This window comes from Sphingobacterium paludis (assembly GCF_004364125.1).
Taxonomy (GTDB): Bacteria; Bacteroidota; Bacteroidia; order Sphingobacteriales; family Sphingobacteriaceae; genus Sphingobacterium; species Sphingobacterium paludis.
Genome location: NZ_SNZV01000004.1, coordinates 453,558 through 470,251 on the forward strand (window position 1 = coordinate 453,558; position 16,694 = coordinate 470,251).

Here is a 16,694-nt window from a genome sequence, read left to right on the forward strand (position 1 = left end):
AGCTAGATACTATTTATAACTTCTTTGTGTTAATTTAACGTTTTCGAAGATTAATTCCTCTTTGTGTAGAACCTCTTCTTGATTTTCGCCAGCAAATTCCCAAGCAGCTACATACGTGTAGTTTTCATCGTCGCGTTTTGCTTCGCCCTCTTCGGTTTGTGATTCCAAACGGAAGTGTCCACCACATGATTCACTACGGTTTAACGCATCATCGACCATCAATTCACCAAGCTCGATAAAATCAGCCACGCGGCCAGCTTTTTCCAGAGACATGTTCAATTCTTCGTTCTCGCCCAATACCTTTACATCGCTCCAGAACTCTTTTTTCAAGTTTTGAATCAAGCCTTTAGCTTTCGTTAAGCCCTCAGCGGTACGCGCCATTCCACAGTATTCCCACATGATCTTGCCCAGTTCTTTATGGATGTCATCAATTGTTTTTGATCCTTTCAGACTCAATAACACATTGATTTTGTCTTCCACTTCTTTCCTGGTCTGCTCAAATGCAGGGTGGTTTTTGTCAACTGGAGCAAAGCTTCCCAAGTTAGCAAGATAGTCACCTACGGTAAATGGAATAACGAAATAACCATCAGACAAACCTTGCATCAAAGCCGATGCACCTAAACGGTTCGCGCCGTGATCCGAGAAGTTACATTCTCCCAATGCATAAAGACCAGGTACTGTTGTCATCAAGTTGTAATCAACCCAAACACCACCCATTGTGTAGTGAACAGCAGGGTAGATACGCATCGGTTGTTCATAAGGATTCTCGTCGGTGATTTGGTAGTACATATCAAACAAGTTTCCGTACTTCGCTTCTACCGTGTCTTTACCCAGACGTTTGATAGCATCCGCGAAATCTAAGAATACCGCAACGCCAGATTTACCTACACCACGACCGTCATCTACCATTTCTTTGGCATTACGCGAAGCAACGTCGCGCGGTACAAGGTTACCGAATGAAGGGTATTTTCGCTCTAAAAAGTAATCGCGATCATCCTCTTTAATATCAGCAGGTTTTATCGATCCTGAACGTAGTTTTTCAGAAAGTTCTTTTGTTTTTGGCACCCAAACACGACCATCGTTACGTAATGATTCAGACATCAACGTCAATTTCGATTGGTGGTCGCCCGTCACTGGAATACATGTCGGGTGTATCTGCGTATAACAAGGGTTTGCAAAATAGGCACCTCTTTTATGCGCTCTCCAAGCCGCTGTTACGTTACAGCCCATGGCGTTGGTAGACAAGAAGAAAACGTTACCGTATCCACCTGTACAAAGCAGTACGGCGTGGCCTTCGTGTGATTCAATCTTTCCGGTAATCATATCACGCGTAATGATTCCACGTGCATGACCATCTATTTTCACTAAATCCAACATCTCATGACGAGTGTACGATTGTACTTTTCCTTTTTTGATTTGGCGGTTCAGGGCAGAGTATGCACCCAATAACAATTGTTGTCCTGTCTGACCACGCGCGTAAAACGTGCGGGAAACCTGCGCACCACCAAATGAGCGGTTATCTAACAATCCACCATATTCGCGAGCGAAAGGAACGCCTTGCGCTACACACTGGTCAATGATATTGACGGATACTTCCGCCAAACGGTATACGTTTGCTTCACGTGCGCGGTAGTCACCGCCTTTAATCGTATCGTAGAATAAACGGTAAACCGAGTCACCATCATTCTGATAGTTCTTTGCGGCGTTGATACCACCTTGTGCAGCAATCGAGTGTGCACGTCGTGGCGAATCTTGGTAACAAAATGTTTTTACGTTGTAACCAAGTTCTGCTAATGAAGCGGCAGCAGAAGCTCCAGCCAAACCCGTACCCACCACCAGAATGGTGAACTTACGTTTGTTCGCTGGGTTTACCAACTTCATTTCAAATTTATGTTTTGACCATTTCTCGGCTAATGGGCCTGCAGGTACCTTTGAATCTAACATATGTAAATACTTTATATTTAACAGATATGAATAGTATATCCTAAATATTATTTAATGAAATAAAAATATAATGGCATTAATGCAAAACCAATCGGAATGATTACACCAAATCCCCATACCCCAATGAACTCAATGATAGGCACATATTTTTTATGTGAAACACCGATCGTTTGGAATGCGGATTTGAAACCGTGTATCAAGTGAAAAGCTAAAGCTGCCATGGCCAATACATAGAAACCTACTACCAAAGGGTTTTGAAAGGCGAAGTCGACTTGCTTGTACAAATCACGCGCTTTAACGGTCTCCACATCATTATCAACCGTAACTTGATAGTCATTGAATTCACTCGCTTCCAACACGCGCGAAGTCGTATTCCCTGTAGCCAAGTCTGTTTGGTACTCTATGTACGGCACTTGGTCGTTATGGTATTTCCACCAAAAGTTTTGCATATGTGTAGCGATGAAAACCAAAAGAACGGTTCCCAAGATGCCCATGTTGCGGGAATTCCATGTGCTGTTTGCTTTACCATCAAACTGCGCGTAGTTTACAGGACGGGCAGCTTTGTTCCTAATAGACAAAACCAAAGCGTAAACCGCATGGATGACGATAGATGCATAAAGTAGGTAGGAAACTACCTTAATAGGCGTGAAATGCGTCATAAAGTACGCATAATTGTTGAAGGCGTACCCCTCATCATTTTTAAATAGTTGCAAGTTACCAATCAGGTGAACTATAAGGAATGTACATAGGAAGATCCCCGTTAAGCTCATGATCAGTTTTCTTCCCAGTGAAGAGCTTAAAACTGGCTTTGAATTACTCATTATCCTCGATTTTTTATATTGATTCGCAAATCTATTTATTTGTTAACAGAAATCTGACAAACGTCAATAAAATCGGACAATTTAGAACAATTCTAATCAAAAAAAGGGCTGGATCATTTGTCGTGATCCAGCCCTTTAGGAATACTGTTTTCTATGATTTCCTATAAGAATGCAAATCCAACTCCGATGGTCCACATTCTGATCTTTTGGTTGTAATCCGGACTTTCGTTCAAATCTGTCAGACCATGCTCATAGCGAAGATCAACGGTGAATTTACTGATGTCAGCACCAATACCTCCTATTAGTCCTGTCGATGTTTTTTTGTAGCGGTCCCACTGTGTTGCTGTCGTGAAATTCACTTTGCCGTCTTGCGCGAAAGAGAACACAGGACCGGCTTGCACGCGAACACCTACTGGGCCTAAACCAATTCTAGTACCTAATAAAAGAGGCACGTCAAAGCTTTTGAAAGTAGCCTCACCGCTCTCGCCACCGTTTAAGTCAGTTTCTACACCAACTCTTTTGCTTGCATAGTAAGCCTCGGGTTGCACGTGAAATCCAGCTATACCAACACGACCCCATGCTCCCAATTGAAACCCAGTCTTTGTGTCGGAATTAAAAAAACGTCCGTCAGAGCTCAAGCTAGAAAAGCCCAAAGCACCTTTGATACCAAGTTTGAAAGTAGGGAGCAGCTGCGCTTGCGTTGCGCCTACAGCAAAAATCAAACAAATTAAAGTAAGTAGAGATTTTTTCATGTGAAAAATATTTGTTTATTTTATTACGATACAATAATAACGTATTTTTTTAAGAATAGTTATGAGCACATTGAAAATATCTGACGCAGATTGGGCCGTCCTGAAAGTGAAACTGAGTAGAAAATACAATCATCTTACGGAAGAAGACCTTGCGTACCATGCAGGCGAAGAGGAACAGTTATTCGTAAGATTAGCGAAAAGACTGCGGCGAAATAGGGATTACGTACTGTTCACCTTAGCGAAAGAATTGCAGAACCTCGAATCGAATAGCCTTTAATAATGGAAGATCTCATTTCTTGGCATGATTTTGCAAAAGTCGAGCTCCGTGTAGGAACGATAATGGAGGTGGCTGACTTTGCGAAAGCACGCAAACCGGCCTATCAGTTGCGTATTGACTTTGGTGACGAAATAGGTATTTTAAAATCCAGTGCCCAAATTACCCATCATTATACTAAAGAAGAGCTGATCGGTAGACAGGTTATTGCTGTTGTGAATTTTCCAAGGAAGCAAATAGCTGATTTTATGTCAGAATGTTTAGTTACCGGTTTTGCGGATGAGCAAGGCCATATTGTCTTAAGTGCTGTGGAGCGGGCATTGCCTAATGGTGCCAAATTACTATAACATGCGAATATTTCATTTTGATGATACCACGCAACCGGAAGTACCGGCTGATGAACTGTATATGCGCGAAGCCTTAAAGCTGGCAGAAAGTGCTTATCGCGAAGATGAGGTGCCCATTGGTGCTGTCATCGTGAGCCAGGGCAAGATTATCGGTAAGGGCTACAATTTGACCGAACGTCTGAACGATGTGACCGCACATGCAGAAATGCAGGCCTTCACTGCGGCCTCAAATTTTCTGGGGGGAAAGTATTTAAAGGATTGTACACTCTATGTTACGGTGGAGCCTTGTGTAATGTGTGCCGGCGCATCCTATTGGACGCAAATTTCCAAAGTAGTATATGGCGCAAAAGATGAAAAACGGGGCGCCTCTAAACATGGAAACCTTTACCATCCGAAAACAGAAGTTCAAGGAGGTGTGCTGGAAACGGAGTGTAGCGAATTGGTTCGATCATTTTTCCGTAATAAAAGGTAGGGAAACAAATAAAATCATGGTTTGTTACAACTGATGGTAGCTCGAAATTGTTATATTCGTGCTATTAATTGTTAAACAATAAAAGATATATATTATGGCATTTGAATTAGAAGCATTACCGTACGCAAGTGACGCGTTGGAACCACACATCGATAAGGATACCATGGAAATCCACCATGATCGTCATCACCAAGCTTATGTTGACAATTTGAACAAAGCAATTGCAGGTACTGATGCTGAGAATTTATCCTTGGAAGATATCAACAAGCATATTTCTAAATACCCGGCTGCTGTTCGTAATAACGGTGGTGGGCACTTTAACCACAAGCTATTCTGGTCTATTTTGGGACCAAATGCAGGCGGCGAGCCTACTGGCGAACTAGCTGAAGCTGTTAAAAGCACATTTGGATCTTTTGACGAGCTTAAAACACAGTTGCAAAACGCGGGCGCAACACGATTTGGTTCGGGTTGGGCATGGTTAGTAGTTAAAGCAGATGGTCAGTTGGCCGTGACCTCTACGCCAAACCAAGATAATCCGTTGATGGATGTTGCTGAAGTTCAAGGTACACCTATTTTGGGAATTGACGTGTGGGAACACGCTTATTATTTGAAATATCAAAACAAACGTCCAGCATATTTGGAAGCTGTGTTTAACGCTATCAATTGGGATGCCGTGGCGCAGCGTTTCCAAGAAGCTAAGTAAGTAAATACAGCCCCACGATAGGGTCTGTCAACTGCGCGTCATTACTGCATTCTTATCTTTCAGGCATTAAACTTATTATGCTTAGAACGGTCGGATACATAGTAATGACGCGTTTTTTTATATAAACTTTTTTACGATGAGAAATAGATTACACCATTTTTTAACGCTGGTTTTTGGACTGACCGTATTTGCCGCTTGCGGGCAACCGGCTAAGGGGAGTAAGGATAGTGGGAAGCTGGCCGCTTCGGTACAAGAACTACCGGAGCGCACTGCGGGAGCTATTGATACAGCCACTTTTGGAGCAGGCTGCTTTTGGTGTGTGGAAGCACAATTTGCATCCTTGAATGGCGTGAAATCTGTCGTTTCAGGTTATTCGGGTGGCAAGAAAGCAAACCCAACTTATAGTCAAGTTTCATCCGGACGGAGTGGGCATGCAGAGGTTATTCAAGTGTTGTATGACACAGCAACTATTTCCTACGATGAGCTGCTCGAAGCCTTTTTCCTGGCGCATGATCCAACGCAACTGGATAGACAAGGCAACGATGTGGGCCCACAGTATCGCTCTATTATATTTGCGCATTCCAAAGAACAATATAACAAAAGTCTATATTACATCGACAAGCTCAATGCAGCGGACGTATACAAGGGCAAGATTGTAACTGCTGTAGAACCCTTTAAAGCTTTTTATAAGGCGGAAGATTATCATCAGGAATACTACGCGAAGAATGGGCAAGAGGCTTATTGCGTTTATGTTATCAAACCTAAAATGGAAAAATTCCGCAAAGTATTCAAAGAAAAGCTTAAGAAACAGTAATTTGTTGTTGAAAAAAGGGCCGCCGAAAATTTCCGGCGACCCTTTCACAGCATATAAACCTTTATATTATTCTTCTATAGCGGCATGTTGATCCAAGTCAACACCGCTCACCTCTGCTCTAATTTTAGCTTCAAGCTCATCGCTCAAATCTGGATTGTCTAAAAGAAGATTTTTCACAGCATCACGGCCTTGGCCAAGCTTCGTATCTCCATAACTAAACCAAGATCCGGATTTCTTCACAATACCATATTCTACACCCAGATCAATAATTTCGCCTACTTTGGAAATACCTTCGCCAAACATAATATCAAACTCAGCGATACGGAATGGAGGAGCTACTTTATTTTTTACAATTTTTACTTTAACACGGTTACCCGATACTTCATCCGCATCTTTAATTTGGGATGTACGACGAATGTCTAAACGTACGGATGCATAGAATTTCAATGCGTTACCACCGGTGGTCGTCTCTGGGTTTCCAAACATAACACCGATTTTTTCCCGAAGTTGGTTGATGAAGATACAGCAACAGTTTGTTTTCGAGATTGTACCTGTTAGTTTCCGCAGTGCTTGCGACATTAAACGCGCCTGAAGTCCCATTTTTGAATCACCCATCTCGCCTTCGATCTCCCCTTTAGGTACCAAAGCGGCCACCGAGTCAATAACGATAACGTCAATCGCACCGGAGCGAATCAAATTATCCGCAATTTCAAGGGCCTGCTCACCGTTGTCGGGCTGCGATATTAACAGATTTTCTACATCCACACCTAATTTCTGTGCGTAATATTTATCAAACGCATGTTCCGCATCAATCACGGCTGCAATGCCACCTTTTTTCTGCGCTTCTGCTACAATATGCGTTGCCAAGGTTGTCTTACCTGATGATTCCGGGCCGTAGATTTCAATGATACGGCCTTTCGGAACTCCACCGATTCCTAAAGCGATATCCAGTCCTAAAGATCCAGTAGATATGGCTTCGATAGGCTCGACGGCAGAGTCGCCCAATTTCATGATGGTACCTTTACCATATGACTTTTCCAGTTTATCTAAAGTAAGCTGTAAAGCTTTTAATTTATCTGCGTTACTCATATTTTTAGTATTTGATGGTCAAAAATACAATATAATTTTGATAACTAAAAATTATATTGCTAACAATATTAGTCTTTTTTTTAGTTTGCCGCTACACAGCTTGTTGTTGATACGTTTTCTCGAAATATTTGCAAAAGTGGGTGATCGGGCAGATCTCGCATTTTGGTCTACGCGCCAGGCAAATATAGCGGCCATGCAAAATAAGCCAATGGTGCGCAATGGCAATTGTATCTTTTGGGAGGTAGTTTACCAGTTGTTTTTCCACCGCTAATGGGGTTGTTGCTCGGCTTGTAAGACCCAGGCGATTGCTTACACGAAAAACGTGCGTATCCACAGCCATCGCGGGGTTGTTATATACCACGGATGAAATTACATTCGCGGTCTTACGGCCGACGCCAGGCAGTTTAACAAGATCTTCTACTTTTTCAGGAACCTCGCCCTGAAATTCGGCTATCAATTTTTGCGCCATGCCAAGCAAGTGCTTGGCTTTGTTGTTGGGGTAGCTCACTGATCGGATATACGAAAATATTTCCTCTACACTGCTGGCTGCTAGCGCGGAAACGTCGGGGAAACGATCGAAAAGGGCAGGGGTAATCATGTTGATGCGTTTGTCAGTGCATTGTGCAGAAAGAATAACAGCGACCAACAGTTCGTAAGGATTACTATAATGTAGCTCGGTTTGCGCTTCAGGATTATGCGTGGAAAAGTAAGCAACAAATTCCTTATATCTTTCTTTTTTTAACATAAGCAAAGATATTTAAAAGTCTTTATAAATAACAAAGTCTCTAATTTTGTTAGAGACTTTGCCATGTTACTTTGTCAAGCTTTTCGAGTAATTTAAGATATGCTCGATCGTTTTTGCGCTTGGCGACTTTGCTAGTTTTGCTAAACCATGTCGGAGCGTTTCATCAAATGCTGCATCCGTATTGTTATCAACCATCGCTACGTTTTTTTCGCTTAATCCAGTCTCATGTTCATCTTGTGTAAAGTATTCTACCATAAGCCTTTTGTTTTATTAAGTACATATAAAACGCAAGATAGAAATATATATTATATCCGATTTAACATTTTTTTACTTTTTTGTTTGGATATAGTTATTAGCTTCCTCTACGGCTCTTTTTGCGTTGACGATACCACCCGTTACGCTGATCTCATCGAGGTAAACCTTCTTCGTTGTTCCGTCGATCTGTACTTTCACCTTATCGTCTATTTTGGTAACCGACTTTAAAATAATGCTTTTTACCTCTTTTGCAGAAAGTTCAGGATAGTATGATCGAAGTAAAGCAGCGAGTCCGGCCACGACGGGAGCTGCCATGCTGGTTCCATCTTGTTCTTTGTAAGTAGATTCTGGCATAGTCGAGTTTATTTTCACGCCTGGCGCAAATACATCGACTGATTTATAACCGTAGTTAGAAAAGCTAGCCAATAGATCATCGTCAAGACCTGAAGACGTTGCGCCAACCGTTATCCAGTTTGAAGCCTCGCCCAGCACAGCACCCAAGCTGTCGGTGTAATACTTCATCGGATAGTTTTTTACGATGTCATTGTCCTTCGCGTCATTCCCGGCGGCATGGATCAATAAGACATCATGTTCATCGGCGTATTTTACAGCTTCATCCACCGTTTCTTTATTGTAGGCATAGCCTTTACCGAAGCTCATGTTAATAACTTTAGCGCCGTTTTCCACTGCATATCGGATGCCGTTTGCCACATCTTTATCGCGCTCATCGCCATCCGGCACAAGGCGAACACCCATAATTTGAACGTTGTCCGCAACACCGTCTATACCAATGCCGTTATTACGCTTGGCGCCAATAATTCCAGCAACGTGCGTACCATGGTCGGCATCCGGCCCTTTGATATCAGCATTGCCATAGTTTCGCTCGCTGGCATCCTCATAATTGTCGCCCACGATGCTACGCGAATCATAGGCTTTGTTTAGATGGTATTTTGTTTGGCCGCTGAAATACTTCACACCATCCTCTAAATCTTTGTAAAATTTATCGAAAGGTGTATTCGCCAATTCCCTATTAGCCATGCGCAACGCCATTTTCTGGCGGTCAGATGTCGCTGTGTAACCATCTAAATCAGCTTTGGTCACATCTTTAGGATCCTTCCCTATTTTCTTAATGATGATATCCAGCTCTTCTTTCAGGCGACCGTAATTGGTGTTTCCGAAGTTCGCTTGGTCGAGCTTGCTGGTATAGTCGCTAATCATTTTTTGGTATGCCACAAATTCACGACGCTCTTCTTCTGATAATGGGGTAGAAGGCAATACAGAGATATATTTCGGTTCGTACAAACGAATTAATCGAGTTACTTCGAGATTATCATACTGCACGTTCTCTCCCGCGGCGTTCCCAATAAAGTTCCAACCGTGGATATCATCGATGTAGCCGTTTCCGTCATTATCCTTTCCGTCACCGGCAGTTTCTTTTTTATTAGTCCACATTACATCTTTCAGGTCTTCGTGCTTATAGTCCACGCCACCATCCAAAACACCTACTATTACCGGTGTGGAGCTGCGCCCTTTGAGCAATTCATAGGCTTTCTCCGTGCTGATGCCGCGGACACCGTCTGTTTGATAATCCAAATTGTACCAATTGGGAGGGTTTGTGCTTTTTGACTGCGCACTTCCAAAAAAGGGCAATAACGCTATACCGATTAAGGTACAAAGTCTACTTGTTCCAATCATATATGTTTAGTTCTCGTTAATGGCAAATATAACGCAACTACCGTGCACATGTTGTTAAAAAAAACTAAATCGATATTTTTTTTACACTAACTTTATTGTAAAATCTTTTTTTATGGACAAAAAATGGAACTATATGATTATTATTGGAGCTATGGCAATAGCATGTTCTGATATGAAAAACACACATAGGGCAATTTGGCCGCAGGCGGATGCTCCCATTGCGGATAAGAAAGCATATACGCGAATTATCCATGGAGATACGGTGACGGATGATTATTATTGGATGAACGATTATTTCAAAAAAGGTCCGGACTCGGCAAATGTCATACACTATCTGGAAGAGGAGAATACGTATACCGCCAGCATGATGAAAGATACAGAATCGCTTCAGGAAAAGCTGTTTCTGGAAATGAAAGGACGTATCAAGGAGAAAGATGAATCGGTTCCATATCTAAAAAATGGCTATTACTACTATACCAAGACTGAAGAAGGTAAACAGTATTATAAATATTGTCGCAAGAAAGGTAATCTGGATGCCGCAGAGGAGGTGTTGCTCGACATCGATGCGCTGGCAGAGGGCTATTCCTATTACGCTGCTGGAGGCTTTTCGATAAGTCCGGATAATAAATTGTTAGCTTTTGGCGTGGATACCATTTCGCGAAGAGAATACACAATCTATATCAAAAATTTGGAGACGGGCGAGTTGTATCCTGAAAAGATCGACCGTACCGAGGGAGAGGCTGTGTGGGCTAACGATAGCAAGACCTTTTTCTATACAGCTAAAAACCCTGTCACATTATTGAGCGAAAAAATAAAACGGCACACGTTGGGCGCTTCGGCGAAAAGCGATGCGGTAGTTTACGACGAAAAAGACAACAGCAATTACATCGGTGTAGAAAAATCGAAGAATGGGCGCTACATCATGATCTATTCTGGAGGCACCTTATCCTCGGAGGTGTTTATTTTAGATGCCGACATGCCCAATGCAGCATTCAAGTCGTTTCAACCGCGCAGGAAAGATGTGCTTTATTCGGTAACGGCATTAGCCGATCGATTTTTGATATTAACGAATGATCAAGCTAAAAACTTCAAGGTCGCACAATGTCCCTTAGACAAAACCGCGAAGGCATATTGGACAGACTTTATTCCGCATCGGGCCGATGTGCTGGTTTCGGGACTGGATGAGTTTAAAGACTTCCTCGCCGTTGCGGAACGCAAAAATGGACTTACGCAAATGGCCATACGCTCCCTAGAAGACGATACGCAACACTATCTGGACTTTGGCGAAGCGGCGTACACCGTCTATCCAAGTGTGAACGAAGAATATGATACACAGGTGGTTCGTTACGGATATACTTCGCTCGTAACTCCCTCGTCGACCTTTGATTACAATATGAAAACGAAAGAGAAGCAATTGAGAAAGCAGCAGCAGGTTCTCGGAGGTTACGATGCAAAAGACTATGTCACAGAAAGACAATTTGCTACCGCCACAGACGGAACGCGCATTCCAATTTCTCTTGTTTACAAAAAAGGGTTTAAGAAAAACGGACAAGCACCTCTATTATTGTATGCTTACGGATCTTACGGATCATCGATGGATCCCGCATTCAGTTCCGCCCGTTTGAGCCTTTTGGATCGTGGATTCGTATATGCCATTGCGCACATACGAGGTGGCGAAGAAATGGGGCGGCAGTGGTATGAAGACGGCAAAATGATGAAAAAGAAAAATACATTCACTGATTTCGTCGATTGTGGACAGTTTTTAGTTAAAGAGCAATTTACCAGTTCTGCTCACCTGTATGCGCAAGGAGGCAGCGCGGGCGGCTTACTGATGGGCGCTGTGATTAACCTGGCTCCTTCATTATGGAATGGCGTAATTGCCCAAGTGCCTTTTGTTGATGTGGTGAACACGATGTTAGATGAAACGATACCACTGACGACGAACGAGTACGATGAATGGGGAAATCCGAATGAAGCGGCCGCCTATACGTATATGAAGTCGTACTCACCTTACGAAAATATTGAACCGAAAGAGTATCCCAACCTATTGGTCACGACAGGGCTGCATGATAGCCAAGTGCAATATTTTGAGCCGGCTAAGTGGGTGGCTAAGCTACGTGCCACGAAAAAGGGCAAGCAAGTCGTTTTGCTAAAAACAGATATGGATTATGGCCATGGTGGAGCATCTGGGCGGTTCGATTATTTGAAGGACGTAGCCTTGAACTATGCTTTTCTCTTTAAACTGGAAGGGATCTCGGAATAGGGATTCCAAATCGCTATGATGGAATCTTTGTTCGATTGCTTGGTAACAAAGATTCCATCATACTTAGGTTGACATTACTATTGCTGTTTAAGGGAATCCAATCTGTTTTCCGCTTCAATTTCCCGCGAATCGATCTGATGTTGTTTGTAGTTCTGCAAAGCAACTTTACTGGCTTTTTGGGAAACGATGATGCCGATTATTGCTATGATAGTTACTACGCTCAATCCCCAAGCGTATTTTTTCTTGTCTTGCTTCACTAACCAGTACATCACGAAGATATAAGGCACTGCGAAAAAAATATAAAAGATAATACTAGGACCAACCATATGTGCTTTGCTTAAAAATCTTAGCAAAATTACACAAATAGATAGACTTATGAAACTACATCCTCTTCCGATTGGGAAGTGATTCTAGTTTGAACCTTTTAGCAAATCAGACGTACTATTAGTATATTGACGATAAGAGAGATAGGTTAATGGTTTTTTAATAAAAAAACTACACCTTACTTACATAAAAGAAAAAAATAATTTTTTACTTTTGCCCAGTCTAAACACGCAAAGACGATTGCATGAAAAACGTGAATGTATATATGGATTGTCCTGTACTGCTTTACAAGAAGCGGGTCATGGAATCATTATATGCTAAGCATGCGTTCAATTGTCCAGTATTAAGACTACGACGACCTATTCTGCCTCGAGCTTGATTCAGAGGCAGGCCACTTCCACTATGATAATCACCCGGCTCGGTGGTTCCTCAATCGTTAATTAATCATATTTTATTGATGCACTATAGTGCAAATTAATGGGTCAACATCTTAGATGACACTTTCAGATTTTTCAATCATTCCAGCTACGGCTGCACACACGGGATATGCAGATGCGATTTGTGACGAGATGTTCGAGTCCGCCAAAGCACGGGGCACTGGTATTGCACGCCGTAAGCCGGAGTACGTGGGACGCAAAATGGAGGATGGTAAGGCGGTAATTGCGCTGCACAAAGATGGGCGTTGGGCTGGGTTTTGCTACATCGAAACTTGGAGTCACGGCGATTATGTCGCGAACTCTGGGCTGATTGTCAATCCAGAATTTCGTAAAGTAGGCTTGGCAAAGGCTATCAAAAAACGCATCTTTGAACTCTCTAGAGAGAAATATCCGCACGCCAAAATATTTGGATTAACAACCGGACTTGCCGTAATGAAGATCAACTCCGACTTGGGTTATGAGCCTGTCACCTATTCTGAACTAACGCAGGACGAAGAGTTTTGGAAAGGCTGTCAGTCTTGTGTGAATTACGATATTTTAGTGAGCAAGGAGCGTAAAAACTGCATGTGTACCGCGATGTTATGGGATCCGGTTGAAAAAGAGCGCGAATTGAAAGAAAAAATTCAACGTCGAGCGGAGGCGAAAGAGCGTCTCGATCGCATCGTCAAGAAGCAGTCGCTTTTAAAACGTATTGAGGCCAAACTTTGGAGATCGTCGCGAAAGATGCTCGCTGCGGTATTTCCCATCGGTACCGGAGTTGTCAGAGGAATATAATTAGTACATTTGAAGGGATATGCATGGTCATACCATCTTAAAAATGGAGGCCGTTATGATTTGTAAAACAAACAGCGGATTGAAAAATCGAATCTCAATCGCTCGTAAAGAATAAATTAGTAAGATGAAAAAAGTAGTATTAGCGTTTAGTGGTGGTCTAGATACATCATTTTGTTGTATATACCTGACTAAAGATCTTGGTCTTGAAGTACATTCGGTAGTTGTTAATACCGGTGGTTTTTCTGCGGAAGAATTAGCGGCCATTGAAAAGCGTGCCTATGATTTAGGGGTTAAGTCGCATAGCGCCATCGATGAAACCGAGGACTATTACCGCGATACCATCAAATACTTGATTTTCGGGAACGTTCTTAAGAACGCAACGTATCCCTTATCGGTTTCGGCAGAACGGGTATGCCAAGCTACTGCCATCGCTAATTATGCAAAGAAAATAGGTGCAGCTTGTGTGGCTCATGGTTCTACAGGAGCAGGTAATGACCAGGTGCGTTTCGACATGATCTTTAATACACTTATACCAGGCGTTGAAATTATAACGCCGATACGCGATCTTAAGCTTTCTCGCGAAGCGGAGATTGAATACTTGGCTAAGCATGGCGTTGAGATCAATGCCGAAAAAGCAAAGTACTCCATTAACAAGGGGCTTTGGGGTACTTCTGTAGGTGGTGCCGAAACGCTGACGTCCAACCAATACCTACCGGAGTCCGCCTGGCCGACACAAGTTTCGTCAAGCGAGCCACAAACAATAACGATCGATTTTGTCCAAGGCGAGCCTATTGCACTTAACGGGAAAGAAGTTGGTGCAGTGAAGGTTATCCAACAGTTACAAGATTTGGCACAGCCCTACGGTATTGGACGCGATATACATGTCGGCGATACCATCATCGGGATCAAGGGCCGTGTAGGTTTTGAGGCCGCTGGGCCATTGATTCTTATTAAGGCTCACCATACCTTGGAAAAACATACCCTAACTAAATGGCAGCTATCTTGGAAGGATCAAATTTCGGGCTTCTACGGAAACTATATGCATGAAGGGCAAATGCATGATCCGGTAATGCGGGATATCGAAGCTTTTTTAAGCTCTTCACAACAAACCGTCACTGGCCGCGTGATCGTGGAGCTACATCCTTATCGTTTTGTAATTGTAGGCGTCGAATCAGACCACGATTTAATGTCCAATAAATTTGGAAGCTATGGCGAGATGAATGAAGGCTATACCGGTGACGATGTGAAAGGCTTTGCGAAGATATTCGGTAACCAAACGATTATTTGGCACAAGGTAAACGAAAAATAACGTGATCGCGCGGCTTTCCATAGACCAGTTGGACGATGTTGTGCCTTTATTTGATGCCTATCGGGTATTTTACAAAGCGGCGTCTGACATGGCGCGTGCACACGCATTTTTGCATGCACGTTTGGCCAATAACGAATCGGTGATTTTCTGCGCGTATGCAAATGGTATCGCTGTGGGCTTCACGCAGCTTTATCCAAAATACTCTTCTGCTCGTACCGAGAAAAATTGGATATTGAATGATCTTTATGTTCAAGAATCGGTAAGAAAACGAGGGGTAGGGGAGGCTTTGATCCGTGAGGCGATAGCTTTTGCAAAACAAGATGGAGCCGTGTCTGTCCATCTATCTACGCAGGTCGATAATCTTTCAGCACAACGTCTGTACAAGAAGATAGGTTTCCAGTTGCAAGATCCGGACACCGCATTTTATGATTTTAAAAAAAATGATCTATAGTAGGCCGCTAGGACGGCAAAGAGAGAAGGCTAGTCGTGGCATTTCTCTCTTTGTTTTTCTGGATGGCTTGTACCAAAATAATAATAAACGATGAGCAAAATTAGAGTAGGGATAGTAGGTTCAGCAGGTTACACCGGTGGCGAATTGCTTCGGGTATTGATCTACCATCCGAATGCAGAAATCGTATTTGCTAATTCAGCGTCTAATGCTGGGAATAAGCTGTATGATGTACATAATGACCTGCTTGGCGATACCGAACTAGCCTTTTCATCCGATTTTCATAGCGATATCGATGTGTTGTTCCTATGCGTTGGGCATGGTGATGCGCGTAAGTTTTTAGAAGCTAATGCGGTCGCCAAGCATGTTAAGATTATTGACCTTTCCCAGGATTACCGCTTGCGTGCGAATACGTCTTATCAAGACGCCGATTTCGTTTATGGCTTGCCCGAACTCAACAAGGAGGCGATCAAGCATGCGCAATATATTGCTAATCCAGGTTGTTTCGCGACGAATATCCAGCTGGCATTGCTGCCGCTGGCAAGTAAGGGCCTGTTGCCTGATGCGGTGCATATCAATGCTACAACAGGATCTACAGGTGCCGGTCAAAAGCCGGGCGCAACAACGCACTTCTCTTGGAGAAATAACAATTTATCCGCCTATAAATCTTTCGAGCACCAACATTTACAGGAAATCTCCGAGTCATTAGAGCAGCTGCAAAATGGTTTTTTACCGTCTTCGGAAAAGCCCCTTCTAGCGAGAGCAGCAGAGAAAATACATTTTGTACCCCAACGCGGCGATTTTGCTCGCGGCATATTTTCTGCGAGCTACGTGCACTGCACATTGACAGAGGAAGAGGCATATGATCTGTATACAAGCTATTATGAAGCACATCCCTTTACCTGGGTAAGCAAGGCAAATATTGATCTGAAGCAAGTCGTTAATACAAACAAAAGCGTCTTGCATTTGGAAAAGCACGGCAATCAATTATTGATTCTTAACGCGATCGATAACTTGTTGAAAGGTGCATCCGGGCAAGCCGTTCAGAATATGAACCTCATGTTCGGTTTGGATGAACGCACGGGTTTGAACTTGAAGAGTGTAGGGTTTTGATATACTTAAACCTTTTTGTGTATTTTCTGAGCTTTTAAATAATTCCACAACTTAGGTTAGTAGTAACGTTACTCATTAAAAACTTGTCATAACAAAACTAGGATCGATAATCACA

At 42.8% G+C, this 16,694-nt stretch carries 18 protein-coding genes; 10 read left to right on the plus strand and 8 right to left on the minus strand.

Going from position 1 to position 16,694, the window contains the following annotated elements:
- Positions 1-9: 9 nt before the first annotated feature.
- From B0I21_RS10105 to B0I21_RS10115, 3 genes are all read right to left on the minus strand, one after another.
- Complete coding sequence (locus B0I21_RS10105; protein WP_133640332.1) at positions 10-1,944, minus strand: fumarate reductase/succinate dehydrogenase flavoprotein subunit; 1,935 nt, start codon at positions 1,942-1,944, stop codon at positions 10-12.
- A 47-nt stretch (positions 1,945-1,991) separates the two neighbouring features.
- Entirely contained in the window at positions 1,992-2,765 is a 774-nt protein-coding gene (locus tag B0I21_RS10110) for a succinate dehydrogenase cytochrome b subunit (RefSeq protein ID WP_133640333.1), read from the minus strand.
- Positions 2,766-2,926: 161 nt separating this feature from the next.
- On the minus strand, positions 2,927-3,517 hold the full coding sequence (locus B0I21_RS10115) for a porin family protein (protein WP_133640334.1): 591 nt from the start codon (positions 3,515-3,517) through the stop codon (positions 2,927-2,929).
- A gap of 61 nt (positions 3,518-3,578) precedes the next feature.
- On the opposite strand from B0I21_RS10115, the gene B0I21_RS10120 reads away from it, so the two are divergent.
- From B0I21_RS10120 to msrA, 5 genes are all read left to right on the plus strand, one after another.
- A complete protein-coding gene (locus tag B0I21_RS10120; RefSeq protein WP_133640335.1) occupies positions 3,579-3,794 on the plus strand; it encodes a hypothetical protein in 216 nt (71 codons plus the stop codon).
- 2 nt (positions 3,795-3,796) lie between these two features.
- Positions 3,797-4,138 carry a tRNA-binding protein gene (locus B0I21_RS10125; RefSeq protein ID WP_133640336.1) on the plus strand — a complete coding sequence of 114 codons (342 nt, stop codon included), beginning with the start codon at positions 3,797-3,799 and terminating at the stop codon, positions 4,136-4,138.
- A 1-nt stretch (position 4,139) separates the two neighbouring features.
- Positions 4,140-4,610: a nucleoside deaminase gene (locus B0I21_RS10130; protein ID WP_133640337.1), complete on the plus strand. Its 471-nt coding sequence runs from the start codon at positions 4,140-4,142 to the stop codon at positions 4,608-4,610.
- 94 nt (positions 4,611-4,704) lie between these two features.
- Positions 4,705-5,313 (plus strand): superoxide dismutase, encoded by a 609-nt coding sequence (locus tag B0I21_RS10135; RefSeq protein ID WP_133640338.1) that lies wholly within the window; start codon positions 4,705-4,707, stop codon positions 5,311-5,313.
- A gap of 136 nt (positions 5,314-5,449) precedes the next feature.
- The gene (gene msrA, locus B0I21_RS10140; protein ID WP_133640339.1) at positions 5,450-6,127 is read left to right on the plus strand and encodes a peptide-methionine (S)-S-oxide reductase MsrA; all 678 of its coding nucleotides are present in this window, start codon (positions 5,450-5,452) and stop codon (positions 6,125-6,127) included.
- Positions 6,128-6,193: 66 nt separating this feature from the next.
- On the opposite strand, the gene recA is transcribed toward msrA, so the two are convergent.
- From recA to B0I21_RS10160, 4 genes are all read right to left on the minus strand, one after another.
- Positions 6,194-7,216, minus strand: a complete 1,023-nt coding sequence (recA, locus tag B0I21_RS10145; RefSeq protein ID WP_133640340.1) for a recombinase RecA — start codon at positions 7,214-7,216, stop codon at positions 6,194-6,196.
- A gap of 91 nt (positions 7,217-7,307) precedes the next feature.
- On the minus strand, positions 7,308-7,961 hold the full coding sequence (gene nth / locus B0I21_RS10150) for an endonuclease III (protein ID WP_133640341.1): 654 nt from the start codon (positions 7,959-7,961) through the stop codon (positions 7,308-7,310).
- A 66-nt stretch (positions 7,962-8,027) separates the two neighbouring features.
- Complete coding sequence (locus tag B0I21_RS10155; RefSeq protein WP_133640342.1) at positions 8,028-8,216, minus strand: hypothetical protein; 189 nt, start codon at positions 8,214-8,216, stop codon at positions 8,028-8,030.
- Positions 8,217-8,288: 72 nt separating this feature from the next.
- On the minus strand, positions 8,289-9,911 hold the full coding sequence (locus B0I21_RS10160) for a S8 family peptidase (RefSeq protein ID WP_133640343.1): 1,623 nt from the start codon (positions 9,909-9,911) through the stop codon (positions 8,289-8,291).
- Positions 9,912-10,083: 172 nt separating this feature from the next.
- Here B0I21_RS10160 and B0I21_RS10165 point away from each other — a divergent pair, with 172 nt between their 5' ends.
- The gene (locus B0I21_RS10165) at positions 10,084-12,174 is read left to right on the plus strand and encodes a S9 family peptidase (protein WP_243836019.1); all 2,091 of its coding nucleotides are present in this window, start codon (positions 10,084-10,086) and stop codon (positions 12,172-12,174) included.
- A gap of 77 nt (positions 12,175-12,251) precedes the next feature.
- On the opposite strand, the gene B0I21_RS10170 is transcribed toward B0I21_RS10165, so the two are convergent.
- Entirely contained in the window at positions 12,252-12,500 is a 249-nt protein-coding gene (locus B0I21_RS10170) for a hypothetical protein (protein WP_133640345.1), read from the minus strand.
- A gap of 492 nt (positions 12,501-12,992) precedes the next feature.
- Between B0I21_RS10170 and B0I21_RS10175 the strand changes: the two genes are divergently transcribed.
- The 4 genes from B0I21_RS10175 (at position 12,993) to argC (ending at position 16,579) form a co-directional block, all read left to right on the plus strand.
- The gene (locus tag B0I21_RS10175) at positions 12,993-13,709 is read left to right on the plus strand and encodes a GNAT family N-acetyltransferase (protein ID WP_133640346.1); all 717 of its coding nucleotides are present in this window, start codon (positions 12,993-12,995) and stop codon (positions 13,707-13,709) included.
- A 124-nt stretch (positions 13,710-13,833) separates the two neighbouring features.
- On the plus strand, positions 13,834-15,018 hold the full coding sequence (gene argG, locus B0I21_RS10180) for an argininosuccinate synthase (RefSeq protein WP_133640347.1): 1,185 nt from the start codon (positions 13,834-13,836) through the stop codon (positions 15,016-15,018).
- Between the two features lies 1 nt (position 15,019).
- Positions 15,020-15,469, plus strand: a complete 450-nt coding sequence (locus tag B0I21_RS10185; RefSeq protein ID WP_243836020.1) for a GNAT family N-acetyltransferase — start codon at positions 15,020-15,022, stop codon at positions 15,467-15,469.
- 90 nt (positions 15,470-15,559) lie between these two features.
- Positions 15,560-16,579, plus strand: coding sequence for an N-acetyl-gamma-glutamyl-phosphate reductase (argC, locus tag B0I21_RS10190; protein WP_133640348.1), 1,020 nt, complete (start codon positions 15,560-15,562; stop codon positions 16,577-16,579).
- Positions 16,580-16,694: the final 115 nt, after the last annotated feature.

Excerpts from the sequence above, each read along its gene's own strand:
- B0I21_RS10105 (WP_133640332.1), bottom strand. The coding sequence starts at position 1,944 with ATGTTAGATTCAAAGGTACCTGCAGGCCCATTAGCCGAGAAATGGTCA.
- B0I21_RS10110 (WP_133640333.1), bottom strand. The coding sequence starts at position 2,765 with ATGAGTAATTCAAAGCCAGTTTTAAGCTCTTCACTGGGAAGAAAACTG.
- B0I21_RS10115 (WP_133640334.1), bottom strand. The coding sequence starts at position 3,517 with ATGAAAAAATCTCTACTTACTTTAATTTGTTTGATTTTTGCTGTAGGC.
- B0I21_RS10120 (WP_133640335.1), top strand. The coding sequence starts at position 3,579 with ATGAGCACATTGAAAATATCTGACGCAGATTGGGCCGTCCTGAAAGTG.
- B0I21_RS10125 (WP_133640336.1), top strand. The coding sequence starts at position 3,797 with ATGGAAGATCTCATTTCTTGGCATGATTTTGCAAAAGTCGAGCTCCGT.
- B0I21_RS10130 (WP_133640337.1), top strand. The coding sequence starts at position 4,140 with ATGCGAATATTTCATTTTGATGATACCACGCAACCGGAAGTACCGGCT.
- B0I21_RS10135 (WP_133640338.1), top strand. The coding sequence starts at position 4,705 with ATGGCATTTGAATTAGAAGCATTACCGTACGCAAGTGACGCGTTGGAA.
- msrA (WP_133640339.1), top strand. The coding sequence starts at position 5,450 with ATGAGAAATAGATTACACCATTTTTTAACGCTGGTTTTTGGACTGACC.
- recA (WP_133640340.1), bottom strand. The coding sequence starts at position 7,216 with ATGAGTAACGCAGATAAATTAAAAGCTTTACAGCTTACTTTAGATAAA.
- nth (WP_133640341.1), bottom strand. The coding sequence starts at position 7,961 with ATGTTAAAAAAAGAAAGATATAAGGAATTTGTTGCTTACTTTTCCACG.
- B0I21_RS10155 (WP_133640342.1), bottom strand. The coding sequence starts at position 8,216 with ATGGTAGAATACTTTACACAAGATGAACATGAGACTGGATTAAGCGAA.
- B0I21_RS10160 (WP_133640343.1), bottom strand. The coding sequence starts at position 9,911 with ATGATTGGAACAAGTAGACTTTGTACCTTAATCGGTATAGCGTTATTG.
- B0I21_RS10165 (WP_243836019.1), top strand. The coding sequence starts at position 10,084 with ATGAAAAACACACATAGGGCAATTTGGCCGCAGGCGGATGCTCCCATT.
- B0I21_RS10170 (WP_133640345.1), bottom strand. The coding sequence starts at position 12,500 with ATGGTTGGTCCTAGTATTATCTTTTATATTTTTTTCGCAGTGCCTTAT.
- B0I21_RS10175 (WP_133640346.1), top strand. The coding sequence starts at position 12,993 with ATGACACTTTCAGATTTTTCAATCATTCCAGCTACGGCTGCACACACG.
- argG (WP_133640347.1), top strand. The coding sequence starts at position 13,834 with ATGAAAAAAGTAGTATTAGCGTTTAGTGGTGGTCTAGATACATCATTT.
- argC (WP_133640348.1), top strand. The coding sequence starts at position 15,560 with ATGAGCAAAATTAGAGTAGGGATAGTAGGTTCAGCAGGTTACACCGGT.